At 43.9% G+C, this 18,940-nt stretch carries 15 protein-coding genes; 6 read left to right on the top strand and 9 right to left on the bottom strand.

The annotated features are described in order from the left end of the window. Positions 1-6: 6 nt before the first annotated feature. From MTO98_RS01480 to MTO98_RS01455, 6 genes are read left to right on the top strand one after another with little or no spacing between them, the layout of a single operon-like run. Positions 7-1,131, top strand: coding sequence for an NAD(P)/FAD-dependent oxidoreductase (locus MTO98_RS01480; protein ID WP_243484901.1), 1,125 nt, complete (start codon positions 7-9; stop codon positions 1,129-1,131). Positions 1,132-1,150: 19 nt separating this feature from the next. After that, positions 1,151-1,849: a methyltransferase domain-containing protein gene (locus MTO98_RS01475; protein ID WP_243484900.1), complete on the top strand. Its 699-nt coding sequence runs from the start codon at positions 1,151-1,153 to the stop codon at positions 1,847-1,849. 9 nt (positions 1,850-1,858) lie between these two features. Next, positions 1,859-2,923 carry a cell wall metabolism sensor histidine kinase WalK gene (locus tag MTO98_RS01470; protein ID WP_243484898.1) on the top strand — a complete coding sequence of 355 codons (1,065 nt, stop codon included), beginning with the start codon at positions 1,859-1,861 and terminating at the stop codon, positions 2,921-2,923. 48 nt (positions 2,924-2,971) lie between these two features. After that, positions 2,972-3,622, top strand: coding sequence for a DUF47 domain-containing protein (locus MTO98_RS01465; RefSeq protein WP_243484896.1), 651 nt, complete (start codon positions 2,972-2,974; stop codon positions 3,620-3,622). 21 nt (positions 3,623-3,643) lie between these two features. After that, positions 3,644-4,654 carry an inorganic phosphate transporter gene (locus MTO98_RS01460; RefSeq protein ID WP_243484894.1) on the top strand — a complete coding sequence of 337 codons (1,011 nt, stop codon included), beginning with the start codon at positions 3,644-3,646 and terminating at the stop codon, positions 4,652-4,654. 37 nt (positions 4,655-4,691) lie between these two features. Continuing rightward, positions 4,692-5,432 (top strand): DUF4197 domain-containing protein, encoded by a 741-nt coding sequence (locus tag MTO98_RS01455; RefSeq protein WP_243484892.1) that lies wholly within the window; start codon positions 4,692-4,694, stop codon positions 5,430-5,432. 74 nt (positions 5,433-5,506) lie between these two features. Here MTO98_RS01455 and MTO98_RS01450 read toward each other — a convergent pair whose 3' ends face one another. The 9 genes from MTO98_RS01450 to MTO98_RS01410 all read right to left on the bottom strand — a co-directional run bounded on the left by MTO98_RS01450 (position 5,507) and on the right by MTO98_RS01410 (position 18,886). After that, complete coding sequence (locus MTO98_RS01450) at positions 5,507-6,877, bottom strand: carboxypeptidase-like regulatory domain-containing protein (RefSeq protein WP_243484890.1); 1,371 nt, start codon at positions 6,875-6,877, stop codon at positions 5,507-5,509. Between the two features lie 16 nt (positions 6,878-6,893). Next, positions 6,894-7,463 (bottom strand): RNA polymerase sigma factor, encoded by a 570-nt coding sequence (locus tag MTO98_RS01445; protein WP_243484888.1) that lies wholly within the window; start codon positions 7,461-7,463, stop codon positions 6,894-6,896. 227 nt (positions 7,464-7,690) lie between these two features. Then, a complete protein-coding gene (locus tag MTO98_RS01440; RefSeq protein WP_243484886.1) occupies positions 7,691-9,256 on the bottom strand; it encodes a M20/M25/M40 family metallo-hydrolase in 1,566 nt (521 codons plus the stop codon). Between the two features lie 672 nt (positions 9,257-9,928). After that, positions 9,929-13,069 (bottom strand): translation initiation factor IF-2, encoded by a 3,141-nt coding sequence (gene infB, locus MTO98_RS01435; RefSeq protein WP_243484883.1) that lies wholly within the window; start codon positions 13,067-13,069, stop codon positions 9,929-9,931. Positions 13,070-13,135: 66 nt separating this feature from the next. Continuing rightward, positions 13,136-14,371 (bottom strand): transcription termination factor NusA, encoded by a 1,236-nt coding sequence (gene nusA, locus MTO98_RS01430; RefSeq protein WP_091209687.1) that lies wholly within the window; start codon positions 14,369-14,371, stop codon positions 13,136-13,138. Between the two features lie 3 nt (positions 14,372-14,374). Next, the gene (rimP, locus tag MTO98_RS01425) at positions 14,375-14,839 is read right to left on the bottom strand and encodes a ribosome assembly cofactor RimP (RefSeq protein ID WP_112570756.1); all 465 of its coding nucleotides are present in this window, start codon (positions 14,837-14,839) and stop codon (positions 14,375-14,377) included. A gap of 126 nt (positions 14,840-14,965) precedes the next feature. After that, complete coding sequence (locus MTO98_RS01420; RefSeq protein ID WP_243484882.1) at positions 14,966-15,322, bottom strand: hypothetical protein; 357 nt, start codon at positions 15,320-15,322, stop codon at positions 14,966-14,968. Positions 15,323-15,659: 337 nt separating this feature from the next. After that, entirely contained in the window at positions 15,660-16,241 is a 582-nt protein-coding gene (locus MTO98_RS01415; RefSeq protein ID WP_243484880.1) for a hypothetical protein, read from the bottom strand. A 284-nt stretch (positions 16,242-16,525) separates the two neighbouring features. Continuing rightward, the gene (locus MTO98_RS01410; protein WP_243484878.1) at positions 16,526-18,886 is read right to left on the bottom strand and encodes a prolyl oligopeptidase family serine peptidase; all 2,361 of its coding nucleotides are present in this window, start codon (positions 18,884-18,886) and stop codon (positions 16,526-16,528) included. Positions 18,887-18,940 lie beyond the last annotated feature (54 nt).

Genomic DNA, 18,940 nt, shown 5'->3' with positions numbered 1-18,940 from the left:
ACCCATATGAGCGATGTAATTGTAATAGGCGGGGGCCTGGCAGGATTGTTCAACGCCATATTGCTGAACCGCGCCGGGCTTAAGGTTACAGTTATCGAAAAGAAGACCTACCCCATGCACCGCGTTTGCGGCGAATACATCTCAAACGAGGTGATCCCATTTTTATCATCGCTTGATATTGATCTTAATGAACTCAACGTGGCCCGCATTAACCGGCTGGAGGTTACAGCTTCATCCGGAACCAGGCTTTCACAAAAACTTGACCTGGGCGGTTTTGGTTTAAGCCGGTTTACATTCGATAATTTTCTGTACCAGAAAGCCCTTGCCGAGGGTGTTAACTTTTTGGTTGGCACACGGGTAGAGGATATCCGTTTTACCGGTGAGCAGTTTGAGGTGGTAACTCCCGGCGAAACATTAGCAGCTCCGCTGGCTATCGGTTCGTTCGGCAAACGATCAAATCTCGATCAAAAACTTAAACGGCCATTTTTTTATAAACGGAGCCCATACCTCGCCGTAAAATTCCATTTGCAGATGGATTTTCCACAAGATCTAATCCAGCTTAACAATTATAAAGACGGCTACTGCGGCGTAAGTAAAACCGATGGCGACAGGTATTGCATGTGCTACATGGCCCACCGTGACGATCTCCGTAAGTACGGCACTTTACAGTCACTGGAAGAAAATGTGATCCGCAGGAACCCTTATTTGGATGAGATTTTCCGCAATGCTAAATTTTTGCTCGACAAACCGGAGGTCATCAACGAGATCTCGTTCGAGAAAAAGGCACCGGTTGATAACCACATTCTCATGAGTGGCGATACCGCCGGGATGATAGCCCCGTTATGCGGCAACGGTATGACGATGGCCATTCATTCGGCCAAAATCCTTTCAGAAAAGATCATTACCCACTACAAACCGGGTAGCTTTAATCCGGAAAAGCGCACCAATCTTGAGCAGGATTACACTCAAAACTGGAACAAACAATTTGCCCAAAGGCTTTGGGTAGGCAGGCAATTACAGCGTTTATTTGGTAACGATAATATGACGGCGTTAACCTTGAATACCCTTAGTCACTTGCCTTCAGTAGCGCAGTTCCTGATAAGTAAAACACACGGCCAACCATTTGCGTAGCTTAAGCGTATTGTATTATATGCCCGATTTAAGTTACCGCACAGATACCCCGGAGATCATGGACGATTTCGATCTGCCATCGGCCGAAATAGACCCTGTGCTGGAAGGCCTGGGGAAGATGAATGCCTTATTTGGCGGCCATAAAAGCATCATCAAATCTTTAAAGAAATTCGCCATAAATAATGGCTATTCTGTAAGCGACTGGGGTTGTGGCGGCGGGGATACCCTGATTGCCATAGCCAGATGGGCTAAAAGCAAACAAATTAACCTTAACCTAAACGGAGTTGACGCAGCCCCGGCAGCAGTTAATTATGCACGGCAACAGGCTTCCGGGTATAGCCACATTAGCTTTACACAGGCTGATGTTATTGATAAAGCTTACCTCATTAAACCGGCCGATGTGATCATCTGCAGCCTGTTCACCCACCATTTTGATGATGAGCGCTGGGTGAAGTTGATTTGCAACATGCAGGCCTCGGCACAAAAAGGGATCATCATTACCGATCTGCACCGACACTGGCTTTTGTACCATGCCATAGTGTTCATAACTCATGCTTTTACCCGAAATGCAATGGCCCAGAATGACGGACCGCTTTCGGTTAGGCGGGGCTTTAAAAAGCGTGAATTGTTAGAATTATTAAAAAAAGCACAAATTGATAACTTTAAATTAACATGGCGCTGGCCATTCAGATGGGAGTTAATCATCTATAAATCGTAGCTTTACGCTATGAATTTGCGTGTACTGGTTTTAACAACCTCGCTTGGCGTGGCTATTACGCTATCGGCCGTTAACTTTTATTTTCAACATAAGTGGTACGATGTAATGGTTACTTTCACGGTAGCCCTTGGTGTAAGCTACTTCGTTTTTTACTACCTCATTGAAAAGTACATCTACTCCCGTATCAAGTTAATTTATAAACTGATCCACAACCTGAAATTAGGCCGCGACTTGAGGGATGCCCTTGGCGAACACGTAAGCGCCAACCCTATTGCCGATGTGGAGCAGGAGGTAAAGGAATGGGCCAAACAAAAAAAGACCGAAATTGACGAGCTGCGCAAACAGGAAAAATTTCGCCGCGACTTTTTATCCAATATCTCGCACGAGTTTAAAACCCCTCTTTTTGCAATACAAGGTTATATAGAAGCCTTACAGGATGATGATTTTGACGACAAGGATATGGCCCGCCAGTTTTTAGAAAAGGCCTCTAAAAATGTTGACCGCCTTAGTTACCTGATCAAAGACCTCGACGAAATTTCAAAACTCGAATCGGGCGAGATGCCTATCAATTACACCAAATTCAAGATCAACGACCTGATAAAAGAGGTTTTTGAATCGCTGGAGATCAAGGGCAAACAATACCACATCAAACTTATATTTAAACAAAAGTATGACGAGCCTATTGTTGTAAATGCCGACAGGGAAAAAATAAGACAGGTACTCGTGAACCTGATTGATAATTCATTTAAATATGGTAAAGAAGAAGGTAGTACCTCGGTAAGCCTTTTTGTACTGCACGACCAGGTTTTGGTTGAAGTTACCGATGACGGGATAGGCATTGAAGAAAAGTTTTTGCCGCGTTTATTTGAACGCTTTTTCCGTACAGACAGCAGCCGCTCAAGGCAGATCGGCGGCTCTGGTTTAGGATTGGCCATTGTTAAGCATATTATTGAAGCACACCAGCAAACCATCAATGTGCGCAGTACCGAAGGCCTTGGTTCAACCTTTGGATTTACTTTGGCAAGGGCTAAGCAAACTATTCCTTTCCCGAATTTACCTGCGCTAAAAAGTTAACATTAATTTAACATAGTAACCGTACCTTTACACCAATTTTAAATCATTATGTCGCTTAACAGTATTTTCCAGTATTTTGTACCAAAGGATAAAAAAATATTCTTTCCACTGTTTGAACAAGCTGCAGCCAACGTTGTAGCTATGGCAACAATATTGGTGGAGGCGGTTAACTCCAATAATGCTCAAACCCGCGAGGACCTGTACAAACAGATTGACAAGCTGGAAAATAAAGGCGACGAATACACTCACCAGATTTACCTGGAGCTTGGCAAAAACTTCATCACACCATTTGACCGGGAAGATATTCACTCACTTGCTACAGCCATTGATGACGTAGCCGACTATATACAAGGCGCTGCAAACCGCATGAGCCTGTACAGGATAGATGATTTGAATGAGCATATCCGTAAACTCTCTGACCTGATATTGCAAGCCAGCATTGACCTGGAAAAAGCAGTAAAAGAGCTGAAAGACCTCAGGAATGTGCGTAACATTGCCGATTCATGCATCAGGATAAACAGTGTTGAAAACCAGGCCGATTACGTTTTTGATCGTGCTGTGGCCGATTTGTTCCTTTATGAAAAAGATGCTATCCGCCTTATCAAATACAAAGAAATATTAGCCGCCCTTGAAACTGCTACAGACATGTGCGAAGACGCCGCTAATGTTATGGAGTCAATCTTAGTTAAAAACGCTTAAGTAAATCTTATCCCCAGCTAAATGGTTACTTCCCTACTTGTAGTTATTGTTGTACTCGCCCTGTTGTTTGATTACACCAATGGCTTTCATGATGCCGCAAACTCAATAGCTACCATTGTATCAACCAAAGTGTTAACACCGTTTCAGGCTGTGTTAATGGCTGCGGTATTCAACTTTGCAGCTTACTTTTTTATCAAAGATCATAAAGTGGCCAATACCGTATCAAAAATTGTATTGGAGCACTATGTTACCCTGCATGTGATCCTGGCAGGTTTAGTAGCCGCCATCACCTGGAACCTGTTTACCTGGTGGTTTGGCATCCCTTCAAGTTCATCACATACCCTTATAGGCGGTTTTGCCGGAGCCGGTATGACCAATGCCCTTTACATGGGTGCTAATGCGCTCCATGCTGTTGAAATGCAATATGTACTTAAAATTGTTGCTTACATCGTATTGGCTCCTTTCATCGGTTTGATCATAGCTTATGTTGTAACCATATTAATATTACACCTTTGCAAAACTGCAAGGCCGGCCACTGCCGAACGCTGGTTCAAGCGTATGCAGTTAGTTTCATCGGCTGCGTTAAGCTTTGCCCACGGTGGCAATGATGCACAAAAGGTAATGGGGATCTTATATGTAAGCCTTATTGCTTCAAAGGTGATTAAACCAGGTTCGGTAATGCCTGAGTGGATCCCGTTGGCTTGTTACTCGGCTATTGCTGCAGGTACCATGTCTGGCGGTTGGAAAATTGTTAAAACCATGGGGTCAAAAATAACCAAGGTTACCCCGCTTGAAGGTGTAAGCGCAGAAACAGCGGGTGCTATTACATTATTTATTACCGAACGTTTCGGTATCCCCGTTTCAACAACGCATACCATCACAGGTTCAATTATCGGTGTAGGGTTAACCAAACGTGTATCAGCCGTGCGCTGGGGGGTAACTATCAACCTGGTTTGGGCATGGATCATTACCATACCTATTTCGGCACTGATAGCAGCCGGTGTATTTGCATTGTTACATTTCTTTGCGTAAGCAAACCGGCGGTAATTTTATTAGCTTTACTCTTACTATGAAAACAAGACTGATTATTATTCCCGCTTTAATAGCTTTTATTACCCTAACCAGTTGCGATACATTGAACCAGGTAGCTAATGCTGCTACGGTTCCAAACCAGGGCACTCCTTCTTCGCTTGAAATTGGTAACGGTTTAAAACAGGCCCTTCAAATAGGTACAGGTAAAAGCGCTGATCAACTGTCGGCAGTTGATGGTTTTTTTGGTAATGCCGCCATCAAGATCCTTTTTCCCCCCGAGGCTCAAAAGGCAGAAAAAACTTTACGCGGGCTTGGCTTAAACAGCCTTTGCGATAACGTGATCCTTTCACTTAACCGTGCAGCCGAAGATGCCGCAAAGCAGGCAAAACCTATTTTTGTTGACGCCATTAAGCAAATGACACTGCAGGATGTTACTAATATTTTATTGGGTAGCCAGGATGCAGCAACGCAATATTTTAAACGCACGACTACTGCAAAATTAAGCCTGCAATTCAAGCCTGTTATCCAGGGAAGCTTAAACAAGGTAAATGCTACTAAATATTACGGTGATGCAGCTCAAGCTTATAATAAAGTGCCGTTTGTAAAAAAGATGAACCCTGATATTACGGATTATGTTACCCAAAAAGCCATTGACGGTTTATTTGTGGAAATAGCGAAGGAAGAGCTCAACATTCGCCAAAACCTTGGTGCACGCACAACTCCATTATTGCAAAAAGTATTTGCTTTTGCCGATAAGAAAAAGACAACAGGACAATAAACAAAACAGAATGATTACAATAAAAAGGCTGCGTCGATTAAAATCAACGCAGCCTTTTTATTGTAATCATTCTTTTATTTCTGCTTTTGGAATTTGACTTTCACAGTAACAACCTCTGGTTTGTTGTTAGTGCTGCCCACCCATGACGGGCCATTTTTAATGAGTTCGATAGCCTTTTGATCGGCTGTTTCATTCAAGCCTTTTTTGATATTGAACTCATCGGTTATCCCGCTCGGGAACACGGTAAATGTAACCGTTACTGTACCGGTAGTACCATCGGCCAATACGGCGTTGGTTTGTAAATATTTTTTCAGGCTACCCCAACCCAGTTGCGGATGGGCGGCCGTGACGCTTACCTCGCCGTTATCATCATCCTTTTTTGAAGAACTTACCACTACTTCGCTAAGTGCCCGTGAATCTGGCTTAAGAGCCACTTTTACGCTATCACCGCGGGTAGCGTTAACCTGCCTTGGTTCATATCCAATAGAAACTACATCAAGTGTAGCCTGATCTCCCGGCGAACTAAGTGCAAATTTCCCATTTACATCAGTTACCGTGCTGCGGTTGGTGCCTTTGATCCTTATTGCTGCGCCAATTAACGGAGAGCCGTCATCCCGCGAAATAATAGTGCCGGCAATGTATAATGACTCGGCTGCGGCTTTGCCACCAAAAGTAGTTACCGGTGAAGAGGTAACACCATCAACTTTTCCGGGCAATTTAAATTGAAGCGGGGCTTTTGATTTAGCCACGGTAGTATTCGCTCTTAATAGAATCGCCCCTGAACTTACTGAATCTTTTTTTGCAATTGGGGCTGTGTACCCGGCCACTATCCGTTCACTCAAATTACCTTCTTCCTTTGATGCTACTTTATCCTGAGCAGCGGGGGCAGGGGTCGCAGGTTCTGCCGGCACAATGCCGACTGAAGCGCGCGCACTATTTGAAGCTGTTTTATTATCGCCAGCAGAGATCTCCTGCTGATAAAGCGCATTAGCCGATGGCTTTATGCGCCGTGCTTTTTTACTCACCGCAATTAAAGGTGCCTGTACCTGCCCGGGCATATTTGCTTTTGCTTTCTTAACTGTATCAGCCGTTTTTACCGTATCGGCAGCAATTACCGTTGGAGTCGAATTTTTATTTCCCGCAATGTTATTGCTTTGTAGCTCAGGCTTGGGCGATCTGTTAAGATAGAGGCCCCCTAAACTTAATGCAATTAAAACCGAAGCCGCGATGGGCCAAACAGTCCATGGTATTACACGGCCCTTATTTTCTGCTGTACGCTTCTGCAGCCTTGCTGTAAGATCGCCAAGGTTTAATTGTTGACTTGTCCCCATACTTTCATATCCTTCCAATGCATCCATCAAAAAAGGGTCGTTTTGTGCCTCCATCTCCAGTTTATGCATAGCACGAGCATCAAGCTCTCCGCTGAGATACTTCTGTATTTGCAATATATTTGCCTTTTTACTATGCACTGTTCCGTTCGAGGCAAATTTTCAAATTCCTTTTACCGTTTTGGATATAGCTCTTTACCTCATTTAAAGTATACCCGGTTATATCGGCAATTTCTTTATAACATTTCTCTTTTAAATAAAACAGGTCGATGCTTTGTTTTTGCCCGCCGGTTAACCCGGCAATACAATTTTCCAAAGCTTTCAACGCTTCTTCCCTGTTATTATCATCAGGATGCAAAAAGGGGGTAAATTCCATAACCTCATCTAAATTAACCAGCTCCATCTTTTTACCGCTCCGCAACTGCATCAAACAATAATTGCGCCCAAGTACATAAACCCAATTCCTGAACTGGTTAATTTCATGTTTTTTAACCTTATCAACCAGTTCTTCAAAAATACCCATTACGGCATCTTTAGCCAGCTCCTCATCCTTCAGATATTTAAGACAAACGCCATAAACAAGGGGCATATACCGTTCATATAAGCTGCCCAAAACTGTTAGGTCACCGCTTGCGCGATAATCACTAAGTAGCTCTTCGTCTGTTGATTTCCCTGGTTTCTTGGGTTTTATAAATAGGTTCATTAAACATACAAAATTAATTTATTAAAACGGTTTATGGAAATTAAGCGCCCACAGACTGTTCTATTTAAAGAAAATAAACAAATAACACGATGTTTTCTGCACACACTGTGCCAAAATAAAACAAAGCGGCGATACAACAAGCAGGAATAAAGCACGAACAGAACAAATTATAAATAAAAAAAGCGATGTTCCTGCACATCGCTTTTTTATAAATATTGCGGCAACTATTATCTTGCCGGTTGTGGTTTTGGCAGTTCTTTACGCGGGATCATCTCGGCGCGTTGGGATGTATTATAAACAAACGAAGCAACAATTGTTGCAGCTTGCTTCAAATCGTCTTCAACCAGGCGATCATAAGTATCCTGGTTACTATGATGGGTACGTGTACCATAATCAATAGCATCCTGGATAAACTGGAAGCCCGGGATACCCACCGCATCAAATGAAAGATGGTCGGTACCACCTGTATTGCGAATAGTAACTGTAGTAGCGCCAAGGTCTTTAAACGGCTCAAGCCATGCCTTAAAAATGGGTGCCGCTGCCGAGTCGCCCTGCAAGTATATGCCACGGATCTTGCCGGTACCGTTATCCAGGTTATAGTAAGCCGAAAGCTTAGCCTGCTCAGGTTTCAGCTCCATGGTTTTAGGATCGCCAAAGTGGTTGGCTACATATCCGCGCGAACCAAATAGGCCCTGCTCTTCCGAACTCCATAAAGCGATACGGATGGTACGTTTTGGTTTGAAATTAATAGCTTTTAAAATACGCATAGCCTCCAGCATCACTGCACTGCCTGCGGCATTATCGGTAGCGCCGGTAGCGGCATGCCACGAATCAAGGTGACCGCCAATCATCACTACCTGGTCTTTCAGCTTCTTATCCATGCCCGGAATTTCTGCCACTACATCATAACCCTGCAGATCATCTGTAATAAATTGTGTTTTGATATCGGCTTCCAGTTGCACCGGCTGACCGCCCTTTAACAGACGCAAAATGCGCTGATAGTCTTCACTGCTGGTTTCAAGTTCAGGTGCCACCGCCCTGGCTGTATCGGCGTAAGATGCGCCGTTTGTTGTAAAAACTGTACCATCGGTACCACGGGCCTGGCTTAGCACCAGCCCTGCTTTTTCATCAACTAAAAACTGGCTTAATTGAGTCCTAAAGGCGCGGAGCTTGCGGAAAGCAGCCATTTGAACAGCGTTAGCATCGGCAGCATTTCTGCGCGGACCAGCAGGAGTGGCTTTCGCATTTTCCATTTCGGCAAGTTCTTCATCGGTGTAGCGGGCGGCATCAGCTTTCCAGGTACGTTCTGCGGGGGCCTTGGTATCAAATATTACGATCTTGCCTGCCAGCTTACCTTTATACTGCTCAAGTTCTGCCGCCGAATCTGCTTTAAGCAGCATTACTTCGCCTTTGATCAGGCCGTTGGTACCCGGTGTCCAGGCTTTGGGGATGGCAATTATAGCATGATAATAGGGAACTGTAATAGCTGCATAGTTTTTTTGAACCTCCCAGCCCTTACCAAATTTACCCCAGGCTTCCAGTTTAGCATTGGCCATGCCCCAGGTTTTAAGCTGATTTACCGCCCAGTTTTGAGCACGTTTTAATCCCGGAGAATTAGCAAGTCTCGGGCCCGAAACATCGGTAAGGTAAAATGCTGTTTCCATTACTTTTGAATGGTTAAGGCCTTCTTCCCTTATTTTTTGAACCATGGCAGCATCAACAGGTTCCTGCGCAAACGACGGCACTGCAATACCTGCCGTAATTAAACATGAAAAGAGTAGTTTTAATTTCATATACAATAAATTATAAGATCAGTTAAAACAAACCTATTTATTATAAATTAAAATTGAGAATATATTGTGTTAATAAAGTTGTTAAATGAGGTTTATTACTAATGTCTCTGGCCGGAGTTACATAGCATATGGTAATACCGGATATTGCCCTTGCAATTATACGCCCCTGTTAGTGTTCAACTTTGAAAGTGTAAACACACGATGCTTTTCTCTAAAAATTAACAACTGATAATCAGGCGATTATAATTTATAAAAATCTAAAACGAACCACCTTGAACAAACACCTATTGATAACCAATAGGTTACAAAATCTTGGTTTAAAAAACTGAACACCCTGTTTTTAAAAGTTGAACACTGACAAAATATTGCCAGTAACTTAAACCTGAAATAAAGAAAGTATGCTGCTTGTGCGCTTTAGATACTCACGGTATTAATTCTCTTTTCAAAACTTGCAAAAAGATGAACAAATTAAGCTGAAAGCTTAACCCGCTTTAGGTCGAAGTTACGCTATCGCTAAACTTCGACCAGTTTCTGAGCTTTAACCAATTCCCGAACCCTAACCCAGACTTACGAAGTTTTTAAAACTTCGTAAGTCTTCCTCTGCTCAGTGATAGCAACAAAAAAGGGCTTACCTTTTTACAGATAAGCCCTTGATATTTTAAAGCTGATTTGTTATGCCAGCTTGCGTTTAACTTCTACGTTTTCGTATGCTTCAACGATATCACCTACTTCAATGTTGTTAAAGTTGTTGATGTTCAAACCGCACTCATAACCTGCGTTAACTTCTTTCACATCATCTTTAAAGCGTTTCAGTGAGGCCAGTTCGCCGGTATAAATTACCACACCATCACGGATGATACGGATCTTGCTGTTACGGTTAATTTTACCATCCAATACCATACAACCTGCAATAGTACCCACCTTGCTGATCTTGAAGGTTTCGCGGATCTCAACGTTAGCCACGATCTTCTCTTCAAAGGTTGGAGCAAGCATACCTTCCATCGCCGCTTTGATCTCGTTGATCGCATCGTAGATGATCGAGTACAGCCTGATATCAATTTGCTCAGCCTCGGCCAGTTTACGGGCACTGCCTGAAGGGCGTACCTGGAAGCCGATGATGATCGCATCAGAAGCAGATGCCAGCAATACGTCTGATTCGGAGATCTGACCTACTGCTTTAGAGATGATGTTCACCTGGATCTGCTCGGTTGACAGTTTCAACAATGAATCTGACAAGGCCTCGATAGAACCATCCACGTCACCTTTAACAATGATGTTAAGCTCCTTAAAGTTACCAACTGCCAAACGACGGCCGATCTCATCAAGGGTGATGTGTTTTTGTGTACGTAAGCCCTGCTCGCGTTGTAATTGTAAGCGCTTGTTGGCAATTTCACGTGCTTCAACTTCACTTTCAAGTGCGTTGAACTTGTCGCCCGCTGTTGGCGCACCCTGCATACCCAATACCTGTACCGGTGTTGAAGGCCCTGCCGAGTCCACACGCTGGCCACGCTCATTGGTTAACGCTTTTACACGACCGCTGTAACAGCCTGCCAGTATCGGATCACCCACTTTTAAGCGGCCTGCCTGTACCAGGATGGTGGTAACAATACCACGGCCTTTATCTAAAGCAGCCTCAATAACTGTACCTACGGCACGTTTGTTAGGATTGGCTTTCAATTCAAGCAATTCGGCCTCAAGCAATACTTTTTCCAATAACAGGTCAACATTTAAGCCGGTTTTGGCCGAAATTTCCTGCGATTGGTATTTACCGCCCCACTCTTCAACCAAAATATTCATGGCCGAAAGTTGTTCCCTTACCTTATCGGCATTGGCACCCGGCTTATCAATTTTGTTGAAAGCGAAGATAATTGGTGCACCTGCAGCCTGCGCGTGGTTTATGGCCTCGCGGGTTTGCGGCATCACGCTATCGTCGGCAGCTATCACTATAATTACGATATCCGTAACCTGTGCACCCCTGGCACGCATAGCGGTAAACGCTTCGTGACCCGGTGTATCCAGGAAGGTGATCTTTCCTTTATTATCAGGCAATGTTACCTCGTAGGCACCAATGTGCTGGGTTATACCACCCGCTTCACCGCCTATTACGTTGGTTTTGCGGATAAAATCCAGTAATGAAGTTTTACCGTGGTCAACGTGGCCCATGATGGTTACGATAGGTGCACGTGTCACCAAATCGGCCGGATCATCAACCTGGTCAAGGTTAGCTTCCTCATCTTGCGGTTTAACAAATTCAACCTGGTAGCCAAACTCATCGGCCACAATTGAAAGTGTTTCGGCATCAAGCCTTTGGTTAATAGAAACGAACATACCCAGGCTCATACAGGTTGAAATGATCTGTGTTACGGATACATCCATCATGCTTGCCAGCTCGTTTGCTGTTACAAACTCGGTAACCTTCAATACTTTTGATTGAAGTTCCTGTTCCATTGCCAGTTCTTCGGCACTTGCAGCAACGTCATCACGTTTTTGACGACGGAATTTAGCACGCTGTGCAAATTTGCCCGACTTACCTGCACCGCTTAAGCGCGCAAGTGTAGCCTTGATCTGGTCTTGTATATCCTTTTCTGAAGGTTCTTCCTTCGGTGTTGTATGCTGAGGAGGATTGTTCCTATTGTTCCTGAAATCAGGACGGTTACCGCCACCATGCCCATGGCCGCCACCCTGGTTAGGGCCGCTGTTTCCAGGTGCACCGTGTGTACGGTTCCTAAAATCCGGACGATTAGGGTTGATGGTGCCTCCGCCGCTTGGCTGTTGCCCTTGCGGATGATTGCCACCTCCTTGCTGCTGGCCATGCGGATGGTTACCGCCGCCTTGCTGCGGGTTGCCCTGGTTATCTTTACGCTTACGCTTGCGCTTATGATCGGCCGAATTATTATTTGAATTTGACGAAGCCACCGGGTTGCGTTTTGGCGCATTAACCGGCAACTGGATCTTGCCAATAATATTGGGTCCTGTTAAACGCTCAGCTTTGGCACGGATCACATCCGGTTCCTGACTTTCATCAGCTGCCGGTGCAGCCGGTGTTTCGGCAACTGCCGGCGGTGTTACAACCGGTGCTTTTTCAACAACAGGTGCAACAGGCGCTTTTGGCTCTTCGGCTTTTGGTGCTTCTGCAACTACAGGTGTAACAGGTGCTGGTGCTACCGGTTTCGGTACCTCAACCTTTGGAGGTTCGGGCGCTACCGGAGCTACTGGTGCCGGCGCTTCAACTTTTGGCTCGGCAGGTGCCGGTGCCGGTGTCGGCGCAGGAGCCTGCGCAACAGGCTCGGGCTGTTTAACAACTTCCACTGGTTTTTCCGCAGGTTTTTCGGCCTGAGGCTGTGGTTTAGCATTCAGGTTGCTAAGGTCAATTTTTCCAACCACCTTAACACCAGGTAATACGTCATTGCGCTCATCAGAACGTGCAGGGGCTGCTGGTGCTGCCGGAGCAGCAGGCTCGGCCGGCTTTGGTTTTTCAACCTGCGGCTGTGCAAAGTGCCCTGTATTCTTGATCAGTATCTCTTCGTTCTCAAAATCGCGCGAACGGCGGTTCTCAACCGGCTTTTCAGGAAACTGTGCAGCAGGCTCTTCTTTCCTTATCTTTCCGATACTGATCTGCTTAGCTTCCTCCTTAATACTTTTGTCAACAGCAAATTCCTTTAACAGGGCACTGTACATGTCGTTATCCAGCTTAGCCATAGGATGCTTGTCAACCTTGTATCCTTTGGTAGCTAAAAAATCGACAAGGGTACCCATGCCAATGTTCAGTTCTTTTACTGCTTTAATTAATTTTATGGATTTGTCTTCTGACATTTAATATTACTTACTTTCTCTGCTTATTTGGGTGCAAAAATACGATTTTAATTTTGCTTATTACGCTTATTCAAACTCCGCATTCAAAATTGATAGCACTTCTTTTACAGTTTCTTCCTCTAAATCGGTGCGTTTTACCAATTCACCAACTGTTAAGGCCAATACTGATTTTGCCGTATCCAAACCAATGCGTTTAAATTCGTCAAGGATCCAGCTATCAATTTCGTCTGAAAATTCTTCAATGTCCACATCTTCGTCATGCTCATCAGCCTCACGGTAAACATCAATTTCGTAGCCTGTCAATTTTCCTGCCAACTTAATGTTGTGCCCGCCACGACCGATAGCCAATGATACCTGGTCGGGTTTTAGATACACGGCAGCTGTTTTTTTCTCATCATCTAATTTAATAGAAGTGATTTTGGCAGGCGACAATGCACGCTGGATATACAACTGAACGTTGTTGGTGAAATTAATAACGTCGATATTTTCATTCTTTAACTCACGTACAATACCGTGGATGCGTGAACCTTTCATACCTACACAGGCACCAACCGGATCGATACGGTCGTCATATGATTCAACGGCAACTTTAGCACGTTCGCCCGGTTCGCGTACAATTTTCTTGATAGTAATTAAACCATCAAAAATTTCCGGTACTTCAAGCTCAAACAAACGCTGTAAAAACTCAGGCGCTGTACGTGAAATGATGATCTTAGGGTTGCTGTTCAGCATATCTACCTTAGATACAACAGCTTTAACGCTATCGCCTTTTTTAAAGTAGTCGGCCGGGATCTGCTCTGTTTTTGGCAGCAACAGCTCGTTACCTTCATCATCCAATACCAAAGTTTCTTTTTTCCAAACCTGGTAAACCTCGCCCGTAACAATTTCACCTACGCGGTCTTTATATTTTTTGAAGATCTCGTCTTTCTCTAATTCCAGAATTTTTGATACCAGCGTTTGGCGTGCGGCTAAAATAGCACGGCGGCCAAAGCTTTCTAAAGTTATCTGTTCAATATAATCATCACCAACTTCAAGGTCGGCGTCATACAGGTGTGCTTCGGCAAGTTCTATCTCCAGGTCATCGTCCTCACTAAAGCCATCTTCCATAACTTTACGGGTACGCCAAATCTCTAAGTCACCGTTGTCGGTGTTCACAATTACGTCGCAATTTTCGTCCGTACCGTACTTTTTCCTGATCATGCTTCTGAAAACGTCTTCCAGTACGCTCATCATGGTAGGGCGGTCAATGTTCTTGAAATCTTTAAATTCCTGAAAAGAATCAATTAAATTAATATTGCTCATTTTTTACTTAAATGATATTAAAACCTTTGTTTCTGTTATTTGCTCCATCGGGATAACGCTTTCAATAACCTGCGCTTTTTTCCCTTTTTCTTTTACTTTTTCTTCAATGGTGATGGCATCCTCGGTAAGGCCGGTTAATATGCCTTCGCGTTTAGCGCCATCCTTCATTTTAATGCCCAGGTTACGGCCAACATTTTTGGCGTATTGCCTTGGCGATGACAGCGGAAAATCAATACCCGGCGATGAAACCTCCAGGTTGTAAGCAGTTTCGATCACGTTTTCCTCTTCCAGATGGAAACCTACGTGCCTGCTTACCTGTACACATTCATCAATGCCGATACCGTTATCGCCATCAAGCAGTATGATCAGCTTACCGTTCGAGTGCATTTTGATATCCACTATAAACAGGTTTGGCTTATCTGCTATTTTCTCTTCTACCAGTTCTTTTACCCTTTTTTCAATATTCATTACCCACCGGTGTTTTTGACAGAATAATTTTGATTGATAAAATAAAAGAGGGGACTAATTGCCCCCTCTTTTATTAACGGTTGCAAATATAATCAAAAATATTAAATTTTCAAGCATCAAGGTAGTTTATTGCTTAAAAATCAAATCTGTATAGTGCAAAGTTCCGGGTTTGGTGTGGCTTTTTATCAAATCGGTTAGCTTACCGCCAGCCTCAAAATCATAATAACGAAAAAAATAGGTTTGCTGTGTGCTGAAAGCTGTATCTGGCGTAAAAATAACTACATTATCTTTAACTGTGTAGCGTCCCGGTTGTACAGGTTGCAGGTTTCGCAGAGTGGTATCGGCAGGCATGCGATAAACGGCCATCAGTGTTTGCCATGCCGTAGCCGATGAGTCGCGGCTGATGTCGTTAATAATAGCCGGATCGAAACCGGTGATTTGCAGTGCTTTTCCGTTATTAACCGGGCTGATAGTTATCATCATTTTGGTTGATGTTTCTGTACAACTGAATAAACACAATAGCAGGAGTAAAAGAGGAAAATGTTTTTTCATTTGGCAAGATAGGCTTATTGTAATAAAAAGCGGATATTTCTGTTTACAACACAAAACCTGCCGCAATTAAAACTGAAGCCAACCTTATCCGGAAAAGACACATGCGCTGGGTCTACTCCCTTATTTCAAATAATACAATGAAAGTTGTGGATGCTTTATTGAAGAAACAAAAGAAGCATGTGCTGATGTGGATATATCAATAGTATAGTTTGCTACTGTGGGGACACGGCAGCGGGGTTAAATAACGCCCATTTGCGATTTGTTATTTCTACTTTACAATAGTTTTTACAAGTCCGTATACAGATATTGTATCGGAGTATTTGCTTTCCCACAAATGCGACGCAACGATCTGAAAAGAAAACTTGCCTTTCAAAAGCTCACCTTTTACGTAGGTATCTTTATCAAGAACTACGTTTTTACCTATCACTTTAAAAACAGGTTTTTTGTATGAGCTATCAGTAATTGAAAAATTTTGATCATATTTTGCGTCAAACACGCCAGGTGATTTAACAAAATTCAGTTGATAACGACCATCAGAAAAAGGAGTATCTGTCAGTTGAAAAACAAGAGCATTTTTATCGAGCGTCACTTCGCAACTTCTGAAATACTGCCTGACCTTACCTTCAATAACTGTCGTTTCTGATGTGTAATTACGTTTTATACTATCATTGGTTTGCCTGTTTACGACATAGCTGAAATGTTCTTCTTTAAAAAAAGGCTCATCATAAAGTTTGCTTGAGTAGTTTTTTATTGGATGCAGAGTGTGTACTGCCACCAATTTTGATTGCTTTTGTATTGGTGGTGAACAGGAAAAAATAAACAGTGCAAGTAAAATGGATACCTTTTTCATAATGGATGAATTTTAGTTTAGCACGCAGTTTTCTTCTTTAACCCGTTTCATCTTGCGCTCGTTTGTAACGAGTGCTAACGTGGGTTTGCGTTTATAACGCAACAGGCGATGCAATCGCGAAACCACATTAAGCGCTCGTTGCAAACGAGCGCAAGTAAAAAATGTCATTGCGAGCGATAGCGCGGCAACCGCACGGAAGCATATTCGCCCTGTATAGCATGCGATTGCTTCGTCGTCCCTCCTACAGCAATTACATAAAGCTATTTGTTTAGATACTTATTACGCTACTTCTTCAACGTTCCCTCAAATAATTTATAGATCCGTTTATATTCATCCGTCCAACTGCTGGGTTGTTCAAAGCCGTGGTCCTCTATAGGGTACGATGCAAGCTCCCAGTTTTCTTTGTGCAGCTCTATCAATTTTTGAGTAAGACGGATGATATCCTGGTAGTTCACGTTCTGGTCTATCATACCATGCAGCATCAGCAGGTTACCTTTTAAACCATTGGCAAAATAAATAGGTGAGCTTTTTCGATAGGCCTGCTCATCGGTAAAAGGCTCATTCAATATATTTGAGGTATACTCGTGGTTATAGTGAGCCCAGTCGGTAACAGAGCGAATGGCCCCGCCGGCTGCAAAAACGTCAGGCTCGGTGAACATGCCCATCAGGGTAATGAAGCCACCGTATGAACCGCCGTACAAACCAACATGTTTAGGGTTAACGCCATATTTATCAACCAACAGCTTTACGCCGTCAACCTGATCGGTGAGGTCCTTGCCGCCCATATGGCGATAAATGCCGGTACGGAAATCGCGGCCATAGCCCGAACTTGCAGTATAATCGATATCCAACACGGTGTAACCATTATCGGCAAGCATATTGTTAAACATATACTCGCGGAAATAGTAACTCCACGAATAGGTAACGTTTTGCAGGTAACCGGCACCATGTACAAATACAACGGCCGGTTTTGCAGGGTCGGCCTTTTTAGGTTGATATAAGCGGGCATAAACATCGGTGCCATAACGGTTTTTAAAGCTGATGATCTCCGGATCGCGCCATGGGTACGACAGGTATTCGGCCGAAACAGAGTTGGTGACCTTTACTGCTTTTGCTCCCGGCTTATTAGCCTGGATGTATAACTCCCAGGGCCTGTTTGAATAAGAATACCGGATTGCCAGCCATTTCTCATCGGGCGAAAGCGTTACCTCATTACCGCCCTTCATGCCGGTAATTTTAACCGGTGTGCCGCCGCCAACAGGGATGCTGTAAAAATGGGTAATACCCGGATGATCGATATTGGCGGTAAAATAAAACGTCTTTTTATCGTTGCTTAGCTGCAGGGTTTGCACTTCCCATTTGCCGCTGGTAAGTTGTTTTTTAGCATCGCTGGTTACATCAACTACATAAATATGCGAGTAACCGCTGGCCTCACTCTGGTAATAAAAATGAGTGTCATCAATAAAACCTGCACTTCCGGGATCATCAACGCCGGGGCCACCAATCCACGCTTCATCGCGCTGGCGATCAAGTAAATTTAACTTGCCGCTTACAGCATCAAGGCGCATGATCCAGCAATCTTTATTATCCTGTGCCGAAATAATGACCACAGCATTGCTGCCGCTTTCATTCCATAAAATGCCATCGATGTTTACCGGCCTGTCGGCGTTTTCCTTTTGACGGGCTTTCATCTCTTCGGGATAATCTTTTAAATAATCGGGCAGGTCTTTAATGCCGGGAATGTCTGATGTAATAACCGGGTAAACGGCCTCGCGGCGCTTATCATACACAAAAGTTTCGGAGGCTGAAGAAGGGCGACCAACCTTTGAGCGGTTCGGGATATCCTCTGTAAAACCCGAGGCCGTAACATAGCTGGGTACAATGGCATTCTGTACTCCATCCGCACGTTTGGTAAGGCGGTAAGTGATAAACCTGCCGTCCGGGCTAACCTGTACCGCGCCCAGCCTTTTATCACCAAAAGCTATTTCCTTTAATTTATCAGGTTTGAGCAACGCCGTTTCTATCGAATCCTTTTTGTCATCCTTTGCTTCATTTTTAATGATCTCAAACAATTCAAGCTGTTGCTTTTTAAGCCATTGTTCCTGCTCATTGGCTTTATCCTTTGCTTTTTTATCAGTTGTGGCCCGTACAAAGTTAGTAAGCTGCACCAGGCTACCTCCGTTCAGGTTCAGGGCGAAAAGGTTATTATCTTCTTTGTAAATAATTGTTGTTTCGTCGCCACTAAATACCGGACTATCCTCTTGCCCAACAGTATTGGTTAAGCGGGTGGTTTTATTGCTTTTTATATCGTACAAAAACAGGTCGCCGTTTTTGCTGAATACCTTTTGGTTGTGTTTTTTGTTCCATTCGCCATTACCGGGTGCCAGATCGCGCTGCTCGGCGATGCTTACCTTTTGTACCCTGTTATCTGCCGGGCTAACAGCATATAGCCTTGTATCGCCCGAAGCATCATCATCCCATTTAAAATAGATCTTTTTGCTATCGTTTGCCCAGCGGATATTGGAAGGCGAAACACCGATCCATTTCGGGTCGCGCATAATTTTTTCGATGGTAAGGGTATCCAGCTTTTGGGCAAAAGCGGTTGCTGCCGGGATCAGGAACAAAAAGCTTAACAGTTTTTTCATATCTCAATAAAGCATGCAATTTAGCAGTTTAGCCAATCATTGCTATTTTTAAGC

Origin of the sequence: Mucilaginibacter sp. SMC90 (genome assembly GCF_022811725.1) — a bacterium.
In the GTDB taxonomy this organism is placed as follows: Bacteria; Bacteroidota; Bacteroidia; order Sphingobacteriales; family Sphingobacteriaceae; genus Mucilaginibacter.
Note: the sequence above shows the minus strand (reverse complement) of the source record. Positions and strands in the feature narration are given on the sequence as shown.

Coding starts and splice junctions, on each gene's coding strand:
- MTO98_RS01480 (WP_243484901.1), top strand. CDS start 7: ATGAGCGATGTAATTGTAATAGGCGGGGGCCTGGCAGGATTGTTCAAC.
- MTO98_RS01475 (WP_243484900.1), top strand. CDS start 1,151: ATGCCCGATTTAAGTTACCGCACAGATACCCCGGAGATCATGGACGAT.
- MTO98_RS01470 (WP_243484898.1), top strand. CDS start 1,859: ATGAATTTGCGTGTACTGGTTTTAACAACCTCGCTTGGCGTGGCTATT.
- MTO98_RS01465 (WP_243484896.1), top strand. CDS start 2,972: ATGTCGCTTAACAGTATTTTCCAGTATTTTGTACCAAAGGATAAAAAA.
- MTO98_RS01460 (WP_243484894.1), top strand. CDS start 3,644: ATGGTTACTTCCCTACTTGTAGTTATTGTTGTACTCGCCCTGTTGTTT.
- MTO98_RS01455 (WP_243484892.1), top strand. CDS start 4,692: ATGAAAACAAGACTGATTATTATTCCCGCTTTAATAGCTTTTATTACC.
- MTO98_RS01445 (WP_243484888.1), bottom strand. CDS start 7,463: ATGAACCTATTTATAAAACCCAAGAAACCAGGGAAATCAACAGACGAA.
- MTO98_RS01440 (WP_243484886.1), bottom strand. CDS start 9,256: ATGAAATTAAAACTACTCTTTTCATGTTTAATTACGGCAGGTATTGCA.
- infB (WP_243484883.1), bottom strand. CDS start 13,069: ATGTCAGAAGACAAATCCATAAAATTAATTAAAGCAGTAAAAGAACTG.
- nusA (WP_091209687.1), bottom strand. CDS start 14,371: ATGAGCAATATTAATTTAATTGATTCTTTTCAGGAATTTAAAGATTTC.
- rimP (WP_112570756.1), bottom strand. CDS start 14,839: ATGAATATTGAAAAAAGGGTAAAAGAACTGGTAGAAGAGAAAATAGCA.
- MTO98_RS01420 (WP_243484882.1), bottom strand. CDS start 15,322: ATGATGATAACTATCAGCCCGGTTAATAACGGAAAAGCACTGCAAATC.
- MTO98_RS01415 (WP_243484880.1), bottom strand. CDS start 16,241: ATGAAAAAGGTATCCATTTTACTTGCACTGTTTATTTTTTCCTGTTCA.
- MTO98_RS01410 (WP_243484878.1), bottom strand. CDS start 18,886: ATGAAAAAACTGTTAAGCTTTTTGTTCCTGATCCCGGCAGCAACCGCT.